At 63.0% G+C, this 19323-nt stretch carries 19 protein-coding genes; 13 read left to right on the forward strand and 6 right to left on the reverse strand.

Translation table 11 applies throughout. From position 1 onward, the window contains the following. Positions 1–4: 4 nt before the first annotated feature. Together BLQ92_RS01295 and BLQ92_RS01300 are read right to left on the reverse strand one after the other, a co-directional pair. Positions 5–1033: a serine/threonine protein kinase gene (locus tag BLQ92_RS01295; protein ID WP_090681846.1), complete on the reverse strand. Its 1029-nt coding sequence runs from the start codon at positions 1031–1033 to the stop codon at positions 5–7. A gap of 70 nt (positions 1034–1103) precedes the next feature. Next, positions 1104–1316, reverse strand: coding sequence for a hypothetical protein (locus tag BLQ92_RS01300; RefSeq protein ID WP_090681848.1), 213 nt, complete (start codon positions 1314–1316; stop codon positions 1104–1106). A gap of 465 nt (positions 1317–1781) precedes the next feature. Between BLQ92_RS01300 and BLQ92_RS01305 the strand changes: the two genes are divergently transcribed. After that, complete coding sequence (locus BLQ92_RS01305; protein ID WP_090680782.1) at positions 1782–1967, forward strand: hypothetical protein; 186 nt, start codon at positions 1782–1784, stop codon at positions 1965–1967. Here BLQ92_RS01305 and BLQ92_RS01310 read toward each other — a convergent pair. Together BLQ92_RS01310 and mgrA are read right to left on the reverse strand one after the other, a co-directional pair. Then, the gene (locus tag BLQ92_RS01310; RefSeq protein WP_090680785.1) at positions 1950–3032 is read right to left on the reverse strand and encodes a fatty acid desaturase family protein; all 1083 of its coding nucleotides are present in this window, start codon (positions 3030–3032) and stop codon (positions 1950–1952) included. The two genes, BLQ92_RS01305 and BLQ92_RS01310, sit on opposite strands and share 18 nt — an antisense overlap. 166 nt (positions 3033–3198) lie before the next feature. Further along, the gene (gene mgrA, locus BLQ92_RS01315; RefSeq protein ID WP_090680787.1) at positions 3199–4242 is read right to left on the reverse strand and encodes an L-glyceraldehyde 3-phosphate reductase; all 1044 of its coding nucleotides are present in this window, start codon (positions 4240–4242) and stop codon (positions 3199–3201) included. A 272-nt stretch (positions 4243–4514) separates the two neighbouring features. Here mgrA and BLQ92_RS01320 point away from each other — a divergent pair, with 272 nt between their 5' ends. Then, positions 4515–4721, forward strand: a complete 207-nt coding sequence (locus BLQ92_RS01320; RefSeq protein ID WP_090680791.1) for a DUF3185 family protein — start codon at positions 4515–4517, stop codon at positions 4719–4721. 40 nt (positions 4722–4761) lie between these two features. Here the strand turns inward: BLQ92_RS01320 and BLQ92_RS01325 are convergent, their stop codons facing one another. After that, positions 4762–5532: a phytanoyl-CoA dioxygenase family protein gene (locus tag BLQ92_RS01325; RefSeq protein WP_090680793.1), complete on the reverse strand. Its 771-nt coding sequence runs from the start codon at positions 5530–5532 to the stop codon at positions 4762–4764. Positions 5533–5984: 452 nt separating this feature from the next. Here BLQ92_RS01325 and BLQ92_RS01330 point away from each other — a divergent pair, with 452 nt between their 5' ends. Next, the gene (locus tag BLQ92_RS01330; RefSeq protein ID WP_090680796.1) at positions 5985–6338 is read left to right on the forward strand and encodes a hypothetical protein; all 354 of its coding nucleotides are present in this window, start codon (positions 5985–5987) and stop codon (positions 6336–6338) included. A gap of 480 nt (positions 6339–6818) precedes the next feature. Next, positions 6819–8051 carry a Fic family protein gene (locus tag BLQ92_RS01335; protein WP_208449328.1) on the forward strand — a complete coding sequence of 411 codons (1233 nt, stop codon included), beginning with the start codon at positions 6819–6821 and terminating at the stop codon, positions 8049–8051. An 82-nt stretch (positions 8052–8133) separates the two neighbouring features. Here the strand turns inward: BLQ92_RS01335 and metK are convergent, their stop codons facing one another. After that, positions 8134–9321 (reverse strand): methionine adenosyltransferase, encoded by a 1188-nt coding sequence (gene metK / locus BLQ92_RS01340; RefSeq protein WP_090680802.1) that lies wholly within the window; start codon positions 9319–9321, stop codon positions 8134–8136. 277 nt (positions 9322–9598) lie between these two features. Here metK and BLQ92_RS01345 point away from each other — a divergent pair, with 277 nt between their 5' ends. The 9 genes from BLQ92_RS01345 (at position 9599) to hslU (ending at position 19240) form a co-directional block, all read left to right on the forward strand. Further along, positions 9599–10483 (forward strand): lipid A biosynthesis lauroyl acyltransferase, encoded by an 885-nt coding sequence (locus BLQ92_RS01345; RefSeq protein ID WP_090680805.1) that lies wholly within the window; start codon positions 9599–9601, stop codon positions 10481–10483. A gap of 132 nt (positions 10484–10615) precedes the next feature. After that, the gene (gene dapF / locus BLQ92_RS01350; RefSeq protein ID WP_090680807.1) at positions 10616–11479 is read left to right on the forward strand and encodes a diaminopimelate epimerase; all 864 of its coding nucleotides are present in this window, start codon (positions 10616–10618) and stop codon (positions 11477–11479) included. Positions 11480–11576: 97 nt separating this feature from the next. Continuing rightward, complete coding sequence (locus tag BLQ92_RS01355) at positions 11577–12290, forward strand: DUF484 family protein (RefSeq protein ID WP_090680810.1); 714 nt, start codon at positions 11577–11579, stop codon at positions 12288–12290. 39 nt (positions 12291–12329) lie between these two features. Then, complete coding sequence (xerC, locus tag BLQ92_RS01360; protein ID WP_090680813.1) at positions 12330–13253, forward strand: tyrosine recombinase XerC; 924 nt, start codon at positions 12330–12332, stop codon at positions 13251–13253. Between the two features lie 101 nt (positions 13254–13354). Continuing rightward, positions 13355–14557 (forward strand): class I SAM-dependent rRNA methyltransferase, encoded by a 1203-nt coding sequence (locus BLQ92_RS01365; RefSeq protein ID WP_090680815.1) that lies wholly within the window; start codon positions 13355–13357, stop codon positions 14555–14557. A 174-nt stretch (positions 14558–14731) separates the two neighbouring features. After that, complete coding sequence (locus tag BLQ92_RS01370; protein WP_090680818.1) at positions 14732–15820, forward strand: CobW family GTP-binding protein; 1089 nt, start codon at positions 14732–14734, stop codon at positions 15818–15820. A gap of 729 nt (positions 15821–16549) precedes the next feature. Beyond that, positions 16550–16969: an RNA polymerase-binding protein DksA gene (gene dksA / locus BLQ92_RS01375; protein WP_090680821.1), complete on the forward strand. Its 420-nt coding sequence runs from the start codon at positions 16550–16552 to the stop codon at positions 16967–16969. A 378-nt stretch (positions 16970–17347) separates the two neighbouring features. Continuing rightward, on the forward strand, positions 17348–17884 hold the full coding sequence (gene hslV, locus BLQ92_RS01380; RefSeq protein ID WP_074301083.1) for an ATP-dependent protease subunit HslV: 537 nt from the start codon (positions 17348–17350) through the stop codon (positions 17882–17884). A gap of 9 nt (positions 17885–17893) precedes the next feature. Then, positions 17894–19240 (forward strand): ATP-dependent protease ATPase subunit HslU, encoded by a 1347-nt coding sequence (hslU, locus tag BLQ92_RS01385; RefSeq protein WP_090680824.1) that lies wholly within the window; start codon positions 17894–17896, stop codon positions 19238–19240. Positions 19241–19323: the final 83 nt, after the last annotated feature.

A 19323-nucleotide genomic window follows, 5' to 3' on the forward strand; every position in this document is an offset into this window, starting at 1 on the left:
ACCATCAAACCGGCCAGAGCGGCCCTTCCTGCATCGCGCCAAGCTGCTCGCGCATCTCGAGGATGCGGTCTTCCCAGTAGCGCTGCGTGTTGAACCACGGAAACGCCGCGGGAAACGCCGGATCGTCCCAGCGGCGCGCGAGCCACGCCTGGTAGTGGATCAGCCGCAGCGTGCGCAACGCTTCGACCAGATGCAGTTCGCGCGGCTCGAACTCGCAGAAGTCCTCGTACCCGGCGAGCAGATCGGCCAGCGCCCGCGATGCCTCCAGCCGGTCACCCGGCAAGAGCAGCCACAGATCCTGCACCGCCGGTCCCATGCGGCTATCGTCGAAGTCGACGAAGTGCGGTCCGGCATCGGTCCACAACACGTTGCTCGGATGGCAGTCGCCGTGCATACGCAGAGCGCGAACGTCACCGGCTCGCTCGAACGCGCGCTCGACGCCTTCGAGCGCCAGGTTCACCACGGTTTCCCAGGCCGTACGCACGTCGTCAGGGACAAAGCGCTGCGACAGCAGGAAATCGCGCGGCTCGTAGCCGAAGGTCTGGATGTCGAGCGTGGGGCGCGCCGCATAGTCCTGGGTCTGGCCCACAGCGTGGATGCGGCCGATGAAGCGGCCGAGCCATTCGAGCGTATCGCGCCGGTCCAGATCGGGAGCGCGGCCGCCGCGCCGCTCGAAGATCGAGAAGCGAAAGCCGTCGAAGGTATGCAAGCTGCGGCCCTCGAAGACGCGCGCCGGCACCGCCGGGATTTCGCGGGCCGCGAGGTCGGCCACAAACGCGTGCTCTTCGAGAATCGCTTCGTCCGTCCAGCGCTCGGGCCGGTAGAACTTCGCGACGACGGGCGGACCGTCCTCGACACCGATCTGATAGACGCGGTTCTCGTAGCTGTTGAGCGGCAGCATGCGCCCATCGGTACGCACACCGACCGTGCTCAGCACGCTGTCGATTGCGTCGAGCACACATTCCGGCTTGAGCCGGGCAAAAGGCACGGCGCCGGTAGCGCCGTCCTGCAGATCGTGAGTTTCGTGGTTCATGCCCGCATTGTGCGCTGCGCCGCCGTCAAAGACGAGCGCCGCGGCCACACACGCGGGTCATGCGCCCCGTTCAATGCATCTGTGCACTGGCCGGGCGTACCAGCTCGCCCGTATCGATCAGATCTTCGAGGAAAAAGGGTTCCGTATTCAGATGCAGCGACGTGCCGGGTTCGCCGGCATACCACGCCACCATCGCCATGTCGCCCAGAATGCGCATGACGATCCCGCGCGCGCCTTGCGGCACGGCGATATGCACGGATCGCACGATAGAACCGACTTGCATGATATTTCCCCGTTCTCCCATAGCCGGCTGTCTGACGATCGTGCCGGTCGAGGTGATGATAAAAAGCGCCGCTTCGCCGAACACGTTGCGAACGCACCTGAGTTGCGGCGCATTTCCAGCCGTTGGCCCTACTGTAACGCATGACCACAGGACCATCATAAACCTTGCGGCACGTTATATCGAAAACATGGGCAGGCTGTTGCATACCGGCTTCATATGCGGCGTGGGCGCACCAGAAAGGCGCATGTAAGCAAACGCTACACGATCCGGTGCGGCGCCGGTTCATCGCGGGACGCTGTACAGCCCGGCCTGGCAAGACTTCCGCCGTCTGCGCGGTGGCGCTGCAGTGCCGCAATCGACGCAGACGCAGCCCCAACTGTCGCCTATACTCGAAACAAGCGTGGCAGCCGCATCAAGCCTAAAAATACGGCGCTGCCTCGGCGAACACATCATAAGGAGACGAGCATGACGACCTACTTTACGATCGCCGATTTCATCCTGATCATCCCGATGGCGCTAGCCGGCGCGCTGTTTGTCGGCGCCCTGCCCTGCAAGACGGAGTTCAGGCACAACCTGTTTCGGCTGATCGGCGCGCTGGTGGGGGTGGGGGTCGCGGTCCTGCTGGTGGAAGGACTACCTGCGCTCGTCTAGCCGCGCAGCAGCGGCCACGGCTACCGCAGCGCTAGAGGCCGGACGCACGCTGTAATGCGCTGTCGCATCGAGCGCGCCCGGTCCCTTGAACTGACGCAGCGCGCTGCGAAAGTAGGCGGGTTCGGTCGGCCCGCCTGCGTCGGCGCGCGTTTCCCGTTCGAGTGCATCGAGCGCGGGTAGCGCCGTCCACGGCAGCGTCGGATGCTGATGATGCAAGCGATGCAGTTGATGATTCATCAGCACACCTTGCCATGCCCGCGCCACGCGAAAGTTGCGCGAACGTCCCGGTTCGTCGAGTCCCACGCCATAGTGCGGCAGGTTGTCGGCAAGCGACAGCCATACGCCCCGTAAGTACATCGTCACGGCCAGTACCGGCCACCATGTCCCGTAGAAATAGAGAGCCAGTGCGAACAGCGCGAGCGTCAGCAGCCAGTCGCGGCGGATGCGCGCGCGCCGCGCGGGATCGGCGGTGAAGTTGCCGAACAGGCGCTGCACATCGGCGCCGAGCGGGCCTTCCGCACCGACGGCATTCGCCACGAGCGAACGCGCGAGCCGGGCCGGCGCAAACGCGAGCAGCGGCAACACCAGCTCGCCTGCATACAGGCCGCCCAATAAACGTCCGTAATAGCTGAGCCGCACGCGCCAGACAGACCGCCCTGCATCGAGCACATCCGGACGATCGAACGGCTCGCGCGTGAAGCGATGATGCATCAGGTGTCCGAAGCGTACCGCATCGAACGGCAGCGCGAAGGCAATGGCGAGTACGCGCGCAACGCCCTCGTTCAGATGGCGCCGGGCAAACAGTTGTCCGTGAATCGCCTCGTGAATCAGCCCCCAGTGCGTAGGCGTCAGCATGACCAGCGGCACGATCAGCAGCAGTGCCGGCATACCCCACGCACGCAGCAGGATGGGCAAACCAAAGAGCTGCAGCGCCGTCGCAACGGTAACGACAACCAGCAGCGTGAGATTAGCGCGTACGTCGATGGCAGGACGTTTGGGCGTAGTTCGCCCATGCGCCGTGGTTTGCGTTGCCGGGCCAGCCTGGGTGGCCGCACGTGGGTCCATCTTCCCTCCGTCGAGACGACATCGCCCGCGACCTTAGCAGCGCTGTATGACAGCGGGAAGAATGGTGCCCCTCGTGTAACCGCGCGTGATGCAACGCGTGGGCCCACAAAGAAAAGCCGCCTTACGGCGGCTTTCCTGATCAAGCGTTTGTTGCGAAGTCAGACAATCAGATGGCCTGATCCGTCGACGGCTTTTCCCACAGGTTGACGCCGCCCTCGGTCGCATAGCGGTCGATCTCCGCCAGTTCCTCCTTCGAGAACTCGAGGTTCTTCAGTGCGCCGGCGTTCTCGCGCACCTGTTCGGCCTTGCTCGCGCCGATCAGCGCCGACGTAATGCGGCCGCCGCGCAGCGTCCAGGCGAGCGCCATTTGCGCAAGACTCTGACCGCGTCGCTGGGCAATCTCGTTGAGCTTGCGCACATGCTCGATGTTCTGCGCGCTGAGGTGGTCCTGCTTCAGCGAGCCGCCACCCGGCCTGTTGACGCGTGCGTCTTCGGGCACGCCGTTCAGGTACTTGCCGGTCAAGAGGCCTTGTGCGAGCGGCGTGAAAGCGATGCTGCCCGTGCCGAGTTCCTCGAGTGTGTCGAGCAGTTCATGTTCGACCCAACGGTTGAGCATGTTGTAGGCAGGCTGGTGAATCAGCAGCGGCACCTTGTATTCGGCCAGCAGCTTCGCCATTTCGCGGGTCTTGGCGGCCGAATACGACGAAATGCCGATATAGAGCGCCTTGCCCTGTTGCACCGCACTCGCCAGTGCGCCGGCGGTTTCTTCAAGCGGCGTCTCAGCGTCGAAACGGTGCGAATAGAAGATATCCACGTAGTCGAGCCCCATGCGTTGCAGGCTCTGGTCGAGACTCGCGAGGATGTACTTGCGCGAGCCGCCGCCCTGGCCGTACGGGCCCGGCCACATGTCCCAGCCGGCCTTCGACGAGATCAGCAGTTCGTCGCGATACGGCTTGAAATCGTCCTTGAACAGGCGCCCGAAATTGGTCTCGGCGCTGCCGTACGGCGGCCCGTAGTTGTTAGCCAGATCGAAGTGCGTGATGCCGAGATCGAAGGCCGTGCGCAGAATCTCGCGCTGGGTGGAGAGCGGCGTGGTGTCGCCGAAGTTATGCCACAGGCCCAGCGAGAGCGCCGGCAGTTTGAGACCCGACTTGCCGCAAACGCGGTATTGCATGTCCGAATAGCGTGCTGAAGCTGCTTCGTAAGCCATTGCTTGAATCCTTGATGAGAACGACAGGAAAGGTCGCGGGGCCGCCGCGCAGGCCGATCGCCGATGCTGCGCGGCTGCGTGCGGTTCAGAGCGGGGTGAGACGAACTAACTATCTTAGCCAATCGTCGAAAGGCTTGCAGGCGCCCATTATGCGGGACGCAAAGCGGTCCGTCTGGAGCCACCCGGAGGCAGGCTCGGAGCAGCATGGACGCGGCCTTCGCGCTCCCCTAAACTGGGCCGGCAGATTGACAGCAACTAACCAGAGGAACTTCATGACCAAAGCGATTTCGCTCGCCTTGATTGTCGGCGGCGTGGTGCTGCTGTATTTCGGCGGCCAGGCATTCCATTCGTTCAGCAGCGAGGTGTCGCGCGTCTTCACCGGTTCGCCGACCAACAAGGCCATTATGCTGATTGTGGGTGGCGTAATCGCGACACTCGCCGGCCTGATTGGCCTCGCGACTTCGGGCGGCAAACGCTAGGGCAAGCGGGCGACGGGCAGCGCCCGTCGCTCTGCAACCATCAGAACGCCACTTCGGGCTTCGACGCGGAGCGCGAGCCCGGCAGCGGCACGTTGCTGGCGCCGTGATAGGTGTACACCAGCGAAAACTTCACTGCGTCGCTCAGATTCTTGCCGGCCGAATGCAGCGTGTTGCAGTGGAAGAACACCACATCGCCGGCCTTCAGTTCTGGAGAGACCGCGGTCTGGATCAGCGCCTGGTTCTCAGGCAGATCGGCGCGGAAAAACTTCGCTGCGTCGAAGCGCTCGGACGTGAAGGTCGCGCTATGCGACTGCGGCACGAGCCACAGCGCGCCGTTATCCACGGTTTCCGAACCAAGTGCGAGCCACACGGAAACCAGATCGTCTCGCTCGAACGACCAATAACGCGCATCGCGATGCCAGCCGGTCAGGCTGCCATAGGCAGGATGCTTGGTCATCATGCAGTTATGATGCGCGCGCGACAGGCGCGGCTCCTCACCGAAATAGGTCTCCATCCAGCCACGGATTTCCGGCGCCGTCGCCCACTCGGCAAAGCGCGGATGACGCGCATACGCGTCGAGCAGGCGCCGCACCGTATGGCCGCCTGGCGCATGCTTCGACTCCGGCGCGCCCGGATAGCGCAGATCCGCCTCGAACTCGATTGGCGCGGCCGCCTCCTCGAGTTGCCGTTGCGCTATCTGCTTCAGTTCGGCGCAGCGCTCGGGCGAGACCAGCCCCGGCACCACGACGAAGCCCCGATCCCGCAACATCTGAACCTGTTCTTTCTTGGTGTGAACTAACTGAACTGACATAGGGTATTCCGTTACCTTCTGCTGGCCGATCCTCGATTGTAAAACGTACGCGATCCGGTTGCGCGCCAATTGGCCCCGCCTTGGATCCAGCGCAATCGCGGGCACCGACGTTGGATTCGTCCAGACACACAGTGAACGAGTGCACTTTGCAGGGGCGAAACTGCACACCAATCGACCGTCAACGGTCTGATCGCCCCACGTCCAGGCAGCGATCTGCCCCGTAAAAACCCGTAGGCGCCCGGGTTAAAACCGACTTTCGGACGTCACGATTCGCGTGTAGCCTGCAGGCATGTTGATCGTCATTCCCGCTGTTTTCCTTTGCGCACGGCCAGCTCTGGCCGTTGCCGTCACACCCGGTCAGTCCTTGGGTCTGCGAGTCGCTCCCGTTGGCATGCTTGCTGCATGTTTTTGCAGCACCTCCTCCGCGCGGCCCGTCGCCCACCTTTGAAGCCATGCACACACTCCTGAGTACCCGTCTTACCCGCGCCGCGCTAAAAGCGGCACGTCCCGCGCGCCGCCATGTGGTGCGCGCACTGCGTCACCACGCCACGCGCACGCGTGCGCTCGCCGGGCAATGGCGCGAAGCCAAACCCGTGGATGGCATCCGCACCTGGTTTCAGACTTTCTTTACCGCGTTGCGCACGCAAGCCGGCTCGCGCCGCTTTTCGCTGCGCACGCTGCTGCGCAAGCCGACGCCACTGCACGCGCTGACGACGCAGGCGCCGAGCGTCCGTTATGCCGCGAGCCGACGCCCGCGCCGGATGGCCGCGAACAGCGAGGGGTGGTTTGGCTTCGCGAGTCGGTGAGATTTGCTGGTTGAGGACGCGGTAAGCGCGACGCGACCTCTCTGAAGCTCGATAGCGACAAAATCGCTTATTTGCTAGCTCATTAACGACATCAATCGCTTAAGGTAAGCAGCTTTAAGCGGGAAAGCGACAATCGAGGGACGCAGACCGTTATTAAATTTAGCTGAAAAACGACAAATCCAATACAATAAAAGCTCAATTGCGACACGCGTAAAGCGAAATGAGCGACCTAAAAGCGGAAAAGCGACAATCCGAAGAAGTCATGTTCGCAACGGGCGACGCCGCGATCTTCAGCGGCGCGCGAAGAGCGGTCAGTTAACCCGGATTGCTCCGGGCGTCTACGTCGAGGCTGGTACCGACGAGGAGATCATCGGCCGCGTTCAGCGGAATTGGCAAAAACTTGCAGCCCGTGCAGTTCCCGGTGGGGTTGTTTCGCATCTCAGCGCATTCGCGCGAGGCATCACAGATGCCAATGAGGTTGTGATATCGCATCCAACACGCTTCAACCGGCGCATTCGCTACCCCGGTCTTACGCTGGTCCTGGTCAAGGGGCCGAGCCGTCAGCCGGGAGATTTTCCGCTTGGGTCATTGGACCTGTACTGGTCCTCATTCGAACGCGCTCTACTCGAAAATCTGAGCCGCGGCTCTGCGACGACCCGCGCGCCACGCGACGATGTGGAGGAGCGCCTTATTACTTGCCTGAACGCGAACAAGGAAGGTGGGCCGAACCGAATCCGGGATCGTGCCCGGGAATTGTCTGGAGCACTGGGAACCGAAACCAGTTTTGAGGTGCTCAACGGTATGGTCGGGGCATTGTTGAGCACCCACGCGAAAGGAATGCTCAAAACAAAAGCCGGGTTAGCCATCGCCAACGGTACTCCCATCGACACGAACCGTATCAACCTCTTCAACAACCTTGCGACCGCGCTGCGGGTGGCGGTACTGCCAGGTATTGCAGAGGTCGCCGAGCAAGGCACTAGCAGAATCAATTTCGCGTTCCTGGAGTCCTACTTTTCAAACTATGTAGAGGGAACCCGATTTTCTGTGGAAGAGGCCGAAGGCATTGTTCTGCGCAACAAGATTGTTCTGCAACGGCCCAAGGACTCTCATGACATCCTCGGGGTATTTAATCTTGCCAACAAGATCGACACCCGGGCAGTCGTACCACCCACCGGTGAAGACTTCGTCGATGTTCTGCAAGACCGGCACCTGAGGATGCTCGGGCGGCGCCCCGAGGCGAATCCCGGTCAACTAAAGCTCGAAACGAACTACGCGGGGACGACACAGTTCGTCCAACCGTCGCACGTCCGTGGGACGCTGGCAGAGGGATCGCGCTTTGCACTGACGATTCCTGAGGGACTTGCGCGGGCCATCTATTATTTGTTCCTGATTGCCGAGGTCCACCCGTTCGAGGACGGCAACGGGCGATTGTCCAGACTGATCATGAACGCAGAGCTATCTAGAGTCGGGCATTGCCGTGTCATCATTCCGACGCTCTTTCACCCTCAGTTCGTGGACTGTCTCCGGGTGCTCACGCAAGGACAGCAAACGGAGCCCCTTATCAAGGCCATTTCCCGAATGAACATCTGGTCTGCCCAATTCGACTACTCGGACCTCGCCAAACTGATCCCCAAGGTAAAAGCCACCAACGCTTTCCAAGAATCGCCTGCAGAATTTCGTCTGTTGAATGCTGACGGCTCCCGCGCGACATGAGGACGATCCTCGTGCTGCCCCGAAAGAAAAACCCCGCCCGGCTCAACGCCGGGCGGGGTTTTTTTGCAGCAGTCGAACCCGCTTACGCGAGTGCAGCCACCGGTTCCGTACCTGCGGCTTCAGCCAGGGCCAGCGCCTTGTCCGTCGCTTCCCACGTGAATTCCGGCTCTTCGCGGCCGAAGTGGCCGTAAGCCGCGCTCTTCTCGTAGATCGGACGCAGCAGATCCAGCATCTGGATGATGCCCTTCGGACGCAGGTCGAAGTGCTCCTGCACGAGGCGTGTGATGGTCGCATCCGAGACGCGGCCCGTGCCGAACGTGTTGACCATCACCGAGGTCGGCTGAGCCACGCCGATTGCATACGACACCTGAATCAGGCAGCGCGACGCCAGGCCGGCGGCAACGATGTTCTTCGCGACATAGCGGCCAGCGTAAGCGGCCGAACGGTCGACCTTCGACGGATCCTTGCCCGAGAACGCGCCACCGCCGTGCGGAGCCGCGCCACCGTACGTATCGACGATGATCTTGCGGCCGGTCAGGCCACAATCGCCTTGCGGACCGCCAATCACGAAGCGACCGGTCGGGTTGACCAGGAACTTGATGTCGCCCTTGATCAGTTCTGCCGGCAGCGTCGGCTTGATGACTTCTTCGATCACGGCTTCGCGCAGCGTGGACAGTTCGATGTCCGGCGAATGCTGCGTGGACAGCACCACGGTGTCGATTGCATACGGCTTGCCGTCGACGTAGCGCACGGTGACCTGCGACTTCGCATCCGGGCGCAGCCAGGGCAGGCGGCCGTCGCGGCGCAGATTGGCCTGGCGCTCGACCAGACGGTGCGACAGGTGGATCGGCAGCGGCATCAGTTCAGGCGTTTCTTCACACGCATAGCCGAACATCAGGCCCTGGTCGCCGGCGCCTTGATCGAGGTTGTTGTCGTGTGCACGGTCGACGCCCTGGGCGATGTCCGGCGACTGCTTGTCATACGCGACCAGCACCGCGCAACCGCGGTAGTCGATACCGTAGTCCGTGTTGTCGTAACCGATGCGCTTGATCGTGTTGCGCGCGACCTGGATGTAGTCGACGTTCGCAGTGGTAGTGATTTCACCAGCCAGCACGACCAGACCCGTGTTGCACAGCGTTTCCGCAGCAACGCGCGAATATTTGTCCTGGGTCAGGATCGCGTCGAGAATCGCGTCCGAGATCTGGTCCGCGACCTTGTCCGGGTGGCCTTCGGAAACGGATTCCGAGGTGAAAAGATAGTCGTTTGCCACGTTGCAGACTCCTGTTATGTGGTTACGGTTGAGAGCTTCACGTAGCCAGCTTCGGGGTCTGAAGCGGCGACGCTTTAGCGGATTTCCTGACTGTTCGGCGCAGATCACGTGGATCGCACCTGGCAGCTTCGCCCCGCAAGTTGTCTATTAACTCGGCGAAGCCCTTATTATAGCGACTTCCTACATTTGTCACAGAGTACCCACGCGTGTTGTATTTCGACTCGTTTTCGGTTTACTTGAGCCCCGCGTCCTCAGGTGCCCGCCGCGGAGCGGCCGCATGCTGAGCCGTTTCGGAGCCAAACTCGCCATCGGACTGCTAAAACTGTTTGCGCTTTTGCCGTACGGCCTGATCGCCCGCATCGGCGACGGCCTTGGCTGGCTGCTGTATCAGATCCCTAGCCGGCGCAAGCGTATCGTCCATATCAACCTGAAGCTTTGCTTCCCCGAGTGGAGCGACGAGCGCCGTGAAGACGTCGCGCAGAAGCACTTCCGTCATGCCATCCGCAGCTATCTGGAGCGCAGCGTCCAATGGTTCGGATCGGCGAAGAAGCTGGAAAAACTGATCCAGCTCGACAGCGCGATCGACCTCACCGATCCCAATCTGCCGCCCACGCTCTTTCTCGGCTTTCACTTCGTCGGCATCGAGGCGGGTTCGATCTTCCTCAACTATTCGTTGCGGCGTCAGTGCGGCTCGCTGTATCAGCCGATGTCGAATCCGGAACTCGAGGAGGTCGCCAAAGCGGCGCGCGCCCGCTTCGGCGCGGACATGGCAAGCCGCGCCGACAGCGCACGCATCGTGTTGCGCTGGCTGCGCGACAAGAAGCCGGTGATGCTCGGCGCCGACATGGACTACGGCATGCGCAACTCGACCTTTGTGCCGTTTTTCGGCGTGCCGACCTGCACGCTGACGGCCGTCGGACGGCTCGCCAAGGTCGGCAATGCGCAGGTGGTGCCGTTCATCGGCGAAGTGCTGCCAAACTACAAGGGCTACCGCCTCAAGGTGTTCAAGCCGTGGGACAACTACCCGAGCGGCGACGACGAGGCCGACGCGCGCCGCATGAACGCGTTCCTCGAAGAGCAGATTCCGCATATGCCGGAACAATATTATTGGGTCCATAAACGCTTCAAGACGCGTCCGCCGGGCGAACCGAGCGTTTATTGACGCAACCCCGGAGGCCATCCGGAGGCCATCCGGAGGCAATCCGCGCCCGGCAAAACCGGAGAAAATCCGCAATCGCAACACAATAAAAACGCCGTTCGGCGCACCTATGCGCGCGTCCCTTACAATAGCGGTATGAGACTGAAATTCACCAAGATGCATGGCGCGGGCAACGACTTTGTCGTGCTCGACGGCTTTACGCAGCCGCTCAACCTGAGCGCTGGCCAGGTGCGCGCGCTCGCGAACCGGCATTTCGGCGTGGGCGCCGACCAGCTCCTGCTGGTCGAAAAACCCACCATTGAAGGCGTGGATTTCAGATACCGCATTTTCAATTGCGACGGCGGCGAGGTCGAACACTGCGGCAACGGCGCGCGCTGTTTCGTCAAGTTCGTGCGCGACACGCGCCTCACCGACAAGCGCAGCGTGCGCGTCCAGGTGCAGAACGGCGTCATCACGCTGACCATGCAGGACAACGGCGAAGTCACCGTGGACATGGGTTTGCCCGTGTTCGAACCAGCCCGCGTGCCGTTCGATGCAAATGGCCTCGAAGGCCGCCGCGAAGGCGGTGATACGCTCTGGCCGCTCGAAGTGAACGGCACAACGCGCTGGATCTCGGTGGTCTCGATGGGCAACCCGCATGCCGTACAGGTGGTGGACGATGTCGAGGCGTTCCCCGTGCTCGCCGACGGCCCGGTGATCGAGCATCATCCGCGCTTCCCACAACGGGTGAACGCCGGCTTCATGCAGATCGTCGCGCGCAACGAGATCAAGCTGCGCGTCTACGAACGCGGCGCCGGCGAGACCCTGGCTTGCGGCACGGGCGCCTGCGCGGCGGTCGCCACCGGCATCCGCCGCGGGCTGCTCGACGCGCCGGTGAAGGTGCACACCCATGGCGGCACGCTGACCATCTCCTGGAACGGTGAGCACGACGCCACACCGCTCCTGATGGCCGGCCCCGCTGCGACCGTCTTCGAAGGTGAGATCGAGCTGGCCGACTGAACGGCCGAATGCGTGGCCCAAGTTTGACCAGACGAGTGGCCGACCGACCCCATTGACCGATGCGCCCGCCTGAGGGCGTAGTCCTTTAGCCGAAACCATGAACGATCGCGAAGTCGCCGAATACCTGCTCGCCAACCCCGAATTTTTCGCGGAACACGCGGAAATGCTCGCGACCATCAAGCTCGCGAATCCGCATGGCAAAGCCGCAGTCTCGTTGCAGGAACGGCAGATGGAAATGCTGCGCGAGAAGAACAAGCTTCTCGAACGGCGCCTCGCCGAACTGCTGCGTTACGGACACGAGAACGACAGCATTGCCTCGAAGTTCAGCCGCTGGACCACGCGCGTGATGGCCGAACGCGATCCGTACGCGCTGCCGCGCACCATCGCCAACGGCCTGCGCGACGTGTTCGACGTGCCGCAAGCGGCGCTGCGCGTGTGGGATGTGGCCGAGCCCTACACCCAGGCGGACTTCGCGCGTCAGGTCGGTGAGGAAGTGCGCATCTTCGCCAACAGCCTCGCCACGCCGTATTGCGGCGCCAACACCGGCTTCGAGGCAGCGCAATGGCTCGTGCCGGCGCTCACCGCCGTGCCTGTCGAAGGGGCCGGCGTACAGGAAAGTGCGCACGCAACCGAATCGATCGCTTTGCTGGCGCTACGCGACCCCGAGGGCAGCGAAGACACGCCGACCTTCGGCTTGCTGGTGATGGGCTCGTCCGACCCGCGCCGCTTTCACGACGGCATGGCAACCGATTTCCTCACGCAGATCGGCGCCCTTGCCAGCGCGGCCCTGAGCCGGCTGCTGCCGCGCTGACGCGTCCGAGCACGCGCCGACCCGCCGCCGCCCGCCACCGTGACCACCGCCGATCCGATCGCCGACTACCTGTCGAATCTCGAACACGAGCGGCGGCTCTCGGCGCATACGCTGCGCGGCTACACCCATGAGCTGGAAGAACTGAAGCTGCTGGCCAAGGGCCGCCCGCTCGAAAGCCTGACCGCCATCGATATCCGCGGCGCGGTTTCAAGAGCGCACGCGGGCGGCATGACGGCGCGCTCGATCAGCCACCGGCTCTCGGCGTGGCGTGCCTTTTACCGCTGGCTGGCGGGCCGGGTGGACTTGCCGGCCAACCCGGTCGCGACCGTGCGGGCGCCGAAGCAGGCGAAAACGCTGCCCAAGGCGCTCTCGGTCGACGACGCCAACCGCCTGATGGAAGCGCCCGCCGCCGGCAGCGCCGAAGGGCTGCGCGATCACGCGATCCTGGAACTGTTCTACTCGTCGGGCTTGCGCCTCGCCGAGCTGGTCAGCCTCGACGCACGCTTTGCCGACGCCGACGGCTACCGCTCCGCCGGCTGGCTCAAGCTCGAATCCGCCGAAGTGGAAGTGCTCGGCAAGGGCAACCGGCGCCGTATCGTGCCCGTGGGCAGCAAGGCGCTCGACGCGCTCAATGCCTGGCTCGCGGTGCGCGGCGAATTCGTCAAGCACGACCCGCATCCGCTGTTTCTATCGGCGCGCGGCAACCGGATGTCGCCGAACGTGGTGCGAGACCGGGTCAAACGCATGGCGCTCACCGCCGGCATTCCCGCCAACGTGCATCCGCACGTGCTGCGCCACTCGTTTGCCACCCATGTGCTGCAATCGAGCGGCGACCTGCGCGCGGTGCAGGAACTGCTCGGGCACGCCAGCATCACCGCCACTCAGGTGTACACCGCGCTCGATTTCCAGCATCTCGCGCACGTCTACGATCAGGCGCATCCGCGCGCCAAGAAACGCAACTGAGAAAACGCAACTGAGACGGCTGTTCCAGGCTATTAGTGCCCGCCGTCGCCGGTTTCGCCGCTTTACGCGGCACATTGTTCTGCTGAATACCTCACGAAGTCATGAATACCGTTACGCTCAAACCGTCGAAAGAAAAGTCGCTGCTGCGCCGCCACCCGTGGGTCTACGCGACCGCCATCGACCGCGTGGACGGCAAGCCGGCCGCCGGCACCACCGTGCTGGTGCGCTCGCACGACGGCCGCTTTCTCGCCCGCGCCGCCTACAGTCCGCATTCGCAGATCCGCGCGCGGGTGTGGAGCTTCGACGAGGCCGAACCGATCGACCACGCATTCTTCAAGCGCCGCGTGCAGCGTGCCATCGAGCACCGCCAGGCGATGGTGCACAACACCGGCGCAGTGCGGCTGATCTTCGGCGAGGCGGACGGCCTGCCGGGGCTGATCGTCGACCACTACGTCGCCGACGACGCCGGCCAGCGCAGCCAACTGGTCTGCCAGTTCATGGCGGCAGGGGTCGAGGCATGGAAAGAGGCTATCGTCGCGGCCCTGACCGCCGCGACCGGCTGCCCGAACGTCTATGAACGCTCGGACGTGTCGATCCGCGAAAAGGAAGGCCTCGAGCAGGTCACCGGTGTGCTGGCAGGCGAGCCGCCATCGGATCCGCTGATCGCCAGCGAAAACGGCGTGCGCTACCACGTGGACGTGCGTAACGGCCACAAGACCGGCTTTTACGTCGACCAGCGCGACAACCGGGCTCTCGTGCAGGAACTGGCACGGGAGCGCGATGTGCTGAACTGCTTCTGCTACACCGGCGGGTTTTCGCTCGCAGCGCTCAAGGGCGGCGCCAAGCGGGTCGTCTCGATCGATTCGTCCGGCGAAGCGCTCGCGCTGGCGCAGCAGAACGTCGCCGCCAACGGCTTCGACGCGCAGCGCGCCACATGGCTCGACGCCGACGCCTTCAAGACGCTGCGCCGCCTCCACGAAGAAGGGGAGCGCTTCGACCTGATCGTGCTGGATCCGCCGAAATTTGCGCCGTCGCGCGAACACGTGGACCGCGCCGCCCGCGCCTACAAGGACATCAACCTGACCGGCCTCAAGCTGCTGCGCCCGGGCGGGCTGCTGTTCACCTACTCGTGCTCGGGCGCGATCGACGCCGAGCTGTTCCAGAAGATCGTCGCCGGCGCGGCGGCCGATGCGCGCGTCGACGCCCGTATCCTCAAGCGCCTCGGGGCCGGGGTCGATCACCCGCTGCTCACCGCGTTCCCGGAAGGCGAGTATCTGAAAGGCCTATTGTTGCAAATCGCCTGATCGCCCATAGTTGGGGGATATTTCCCGGCAAGGGCGGCCCGGCGGCCCGCTGCCTGCAGCGGCTCGGCAGATATGTTCCAATAACCGACCGGCGCGAACGGCGCGGCGCACCCGCCGCCGTCGCAGCAAGCATTCCGATTCACGCATAGATTCACGCACCAACAGGCGACCACCATGATTCCCGTTACGATCCTGACCGGCTTCCTCGGCAGCGGCAAAACCACCCTGCTCAAGCGCATCCTGAACGAAAAGCACGGCATGAAGATCGCCGTGATCGAAAACGAGTTCGGCGAAGAGAACATCGACAACGAGATCCTCGTGCAGGATTCGAACGAGCAGATCATCCAGATGAGCAACGGCTGCATCTGCTGCACGATCCGTGGCGATCTGGCGCGCGTGCTCGGCGATCTGGCGGCGAAAAAGCAGGCTGGCGAACTGGATTTCGACCGCGTGGTGATCGAAACCACCGGCCTGGCAAACCCCGGCCCGGTGGCGCAGACGTTCTTCATGGATAACGAGATCGCCGACGAATTCCTGCTCGACGCGATCATCACGCTGGTGGACGCGAAGCACGCCAATCACCAGTTGGACGAGCACGAAGTAGTGCAGCGCCAGGTCGGCTTCGCCGACCGCCTGTTCATCACCAAGGCCGACCTGGTGGACGAAGCCGCGGTGGACGCCCTGCGCCATCGCCTGCTGCATATGAATCCGCGCGCGGCAATCAGGATGGTGAATTTCGGCGAGGCCGACATCAAGGAGATTTTCGACCTGCGCGGCTTCAACCTGAACGCCAAGCTCGAGATCGACCCGGACTTCCTCGCCGAAGACGAGCACGCGCATGGCCACGCTCACGCGCACGACGAGCACGGTCATACCCATGACGACCACGCGAACTGCGACCACGATCATGGCCACTGTGACCATGAAGGCCACGACCATGGCCACCATCACCACGCGCATCACGACGACAAGATCAAATCGTTCGTGTTCCGCAGCGAGCGGCCGTTCGATCCGAACAAGCTCGAAGATTTCCTCGGCGGCATCCTGCAGATCTATGGCGAGCGCCTGCTGCGCTACAAGGGCGTGCTGTATATGAAGGGCGTCGACCGCAAGGTGGTGTTCCAGGGCGTGCATCAGATGATGGGCAGCGATCTGGCCGCCAAGTGGCAGCCGGTGGAGAAGAAGAACAGCAAGATGGTGTTCATCGGCATCGAACTGCCACAAGACCTGATTACCGACGGCCTCACCGCCTGCCTCGTCTGAGCGGAAACCGGGAAAGCGGCGGCAGGTGGGATCTCAGCGGACGGTCGACTGTCCGCTAGCCCGCTGTAAACGGTTCGACTGCAGGCGCCTTCAGCCCGGAAGCCGCCCCGAAGGCGACGGACAGTGGGCCGAAACAGGCCTGGCAAAGACCGGGAACGCAAAATGCGGCTGGCCCGAATGCGCTCCGGAACCAATCGAAAACCGGCTACCAGCACACCACGTGTGAAAAACGCGTGAAAACCCTTGTTGCAGGAATCGTGCGCGGCCATCGCTTTTTAGCCGTTCGCGCGTTATATTTTCAGGATATTGGGGTGCCGCGGCCCGGAATAATCACGGTTGCGGTGACGGATTGTGATTCAGTTACAATACGAGCCCACTGGAGAATGAGAACGATTGCCCGGTCAGCGCGTAACCCGCGCCGGGCCTGACACGGCGCCGGAAAATCTAGTCCGGGAAGCAGCACGCCGACAAGCCAGGTGGCCCACGTCCTTGAAAGGCGAGCCGCCGGTAAGCAATGCCTCAGGAGCATTTGAAGATCGTTTCCAGAGGAGTTCGGCCCCGCATCGACGCCAGGGCGCCCAGCGCCCTGGCGTCCGGCGCTACGGCGTCACGACAGCCCACCGTCCGTGTTCGCCAGCGCTGATTGAGCGTTTTGCAGCGCCTTTGCGGGCAACACGAAAGTGCGGGCAACATGTACGAGTTTTGCCTCACATTGAAGAAGCAAGCCAGATGACGACGAAACGACTCTTGACCGAAGCCGAAATCCTGAAGATGAGCGACAAGGATTACATGAATGAGGATCAGCTCGCTTTCTTCAAGAACAAGCTTGAACAGCTGCAGGCGGAGATTCTCCGCAATGCCGGCCAGACGACCGAAAACCTGCGCGAAACCGTGATCGTGCCGGACCCGGCCGATCGCGCGACGATCGAGGAAGAGCATGCGCTGGAACTGCGCACGCGCGACCGCGAACGCAAGCTGCTGAAGAAGGTGCAGCAATCGCTCGCGCGCATCGAATCGGGCGAATACGGCTGGTGCGAAGAAACCGGCGAACCGATCGGCATTCCGCGTATGCTGGCCCGGCCCACGGCTACCCTGTCGCTCGAAGCGCAGGAACGCCGCGAACTGCGCCAGAAGCTGTTCGGCGACTGAACGCCTGCGGCGCGGCTTACGCGCGCCCTGACACGCTGCTTCGTTGAGAGGCGCACGGTGAACTGTGCGCCTTTTTCTTTGCTATGGCGTCTGCCGCGACGCTCGCTGCGAGAGGCTCGCCGGTTTCACGGCCCTTCGTGGATCAGCATCTTTTACCGCGCCGGGCGCCCGCCCAATGCGCGCCGCGTCATTTTCTCCGCCCTGGCCCGCGCCCCTCGCGCCCTCACCCGCCCTGGCCGCACTTTTCCGGCGTTTTTCCGCCCTATGCCATCCGGCTAGCTCTTGATATGGCAGCGCACGCCCTAAAATAAACCCGACATGCGTCGCACGAGCGCGCGAGCGCCGCCGCATCTCACCCGCTTTGCAAAAGGAAGGCATATGGAGCAATTTCACGGCACGACGATCGTCTCCGTGCGCCGCGGCGACAAGGTAGCCCTCGGCGGCGACGGTCAGGTCACGCTGGGCAACATCGTCATGAAGGGCGGCGCCAAGAAAGTCCGGCGTATCTATAACGGCCAGGTGCTGGTCGGCTTCGCCGGCGGCACGGCCGATGCCTTTTCGTTGCTCGACCGCTTCGAAGCCAAGCTCGAAAAACATCAGGGCAATCTGACCCGCTCGGCCGTCGAGCTCGCCAAAGACTGGCGCACCGACCGCATGCTGCGCCGGCTCGAAGCCATGCTGATCGCGGCGGACGCGCACACCACCCTCGTCATTACAGGCAATGGCGACGTGCTGGACCCGGAAGGCGGCATCTGCGCCATCGGCTCAGGCGGCGCGTATGCCCAGGCGGCGGCCAAGGCGCTCGCCGACAACACCGAACTGTCGCCGCGCGAGATCGTCGAGAAGTCACTGCAGATTGCTGGCGACATGTGCATCTATACGAATCACAACCGCGTTATCGAGACGATCGAGTAAGGACCCACGATGAGCACCATGACCCCTGCCGAGATCGTCTCGGAACTCGACAAGCACATCATCGGCCAAGGCCGCGCCAAGAAAGCGGTCGCGGTGGCGCTGCGCAACCGCTGGCGCCGCCAGCAGGTCGGCGATCCGCTGCGCCAGGAAATCACCCCGAAGAACATCCTGATGATCGGACCGACGGGCGTCGGCAAGACGGAGATTGCCCGCCGTCTGGCCAAGCTCGCCGACGCGCCGTTCATCAAGATCGAAGCCACCAAGTTCACCGAAGTCGGTTACGTGGGCCGCGACGTGGACAGCATCGTGCGCGACCTGATCGAAATTTCGGTCAAGCAGACCCGCGAAACGGAAATGCGCAAAGTGCGCACCAAGGCTGAAGATCAAGCCGAAGACCGGATTCTCGACATCCTGCTGCCGAGCGCCAGGCCGGTCGGTTTCGGCGCCAGCTCGAGCGCCGTGGACACGGCGGACGAAGGCAGCACGACGCGTCAGACCTTCCGCAAGCGTCTGCGCGAAGGTCTGCTTGACGATAAGGAAATCGAACTGGACGTCGAACTGCCGCAAGTGGGCATGGACATCATGGGGCCGCCGGGCATGGAAGACATGACCGAACAGATCCGCTCCATGTTCGCCAACCTCGGTGGCGGCAAGAAGACGCGCCGCAAGCTGAAGGTCAAGGAAGCGCTGAAGCTGCTAACGGACGAAGAAGCGGCCAAGATGCTCAACGACGAGGAAGTGAAAGCCAAGGCGGTGCAGAACGTCGAGCAGAACGGCATTGTGTTCCTCGACGAGATCGACAAGATCGCTTCGCGCAGCGAAGCGGGCGGTGGCGAGGTGTCGCGCCAGGGCGTGCAGCGCGATTTGCTGCCGCTCGTCGAAGGCACCACGATCAACACCAAGTACGGCATGGTGAAGACCGATCACATCCTGTTCATCGCCAGCGGCGCCTTCCATCTCGCCAAGCCGAGCGACCTGATTCCTGAACTGCAGGGGCGCTTCCCGATTCGCGTCGAACTGGACTCGCTGTCGGTCAACGATTTCGAATCGATTCTGGTGTCGACCGATGCGAGCCTCGTGAAACAATATCAGGCACTGCTCGCGACCGAAGACGTGCATCTCCACTTCGGCGACGACGCGATTCGGCGCCTGGCTGAAATCGCCTTCTCGGTGAACGAGAAGACCGAAAACATCGGGGCGCGGCGCCTGTACACGGTGATCGAGAAGCTGCTCGAAGAAGTGTCGTTTTCGGCCGGCAATCATGCGGGCACCGACGTCAAGATCGACGCAGCCTATGTGGACCGCGCGCTGAACGAAGTCGCGGACGACGAAGACCTGTCGCGCTACGTTCTGTAACGGCACGCAGCACGAAAAACGGGCGGTCTCTCGCGAGGCCGCCCGTTTTTTATCGAAACCCCTGCTTCACCGCAACGCATCGC

It is taken from the genome of Paraburkholderia phenazinium (assembly GCF_900100735.1).
Taxonomy (GTDB): Bacteria; Pseudomonadota; Gammaproteobacteria; order Burkholderiales; family Burkholderiaceae; genus Paraburkholderia; species Paraburkholderia phenazinia.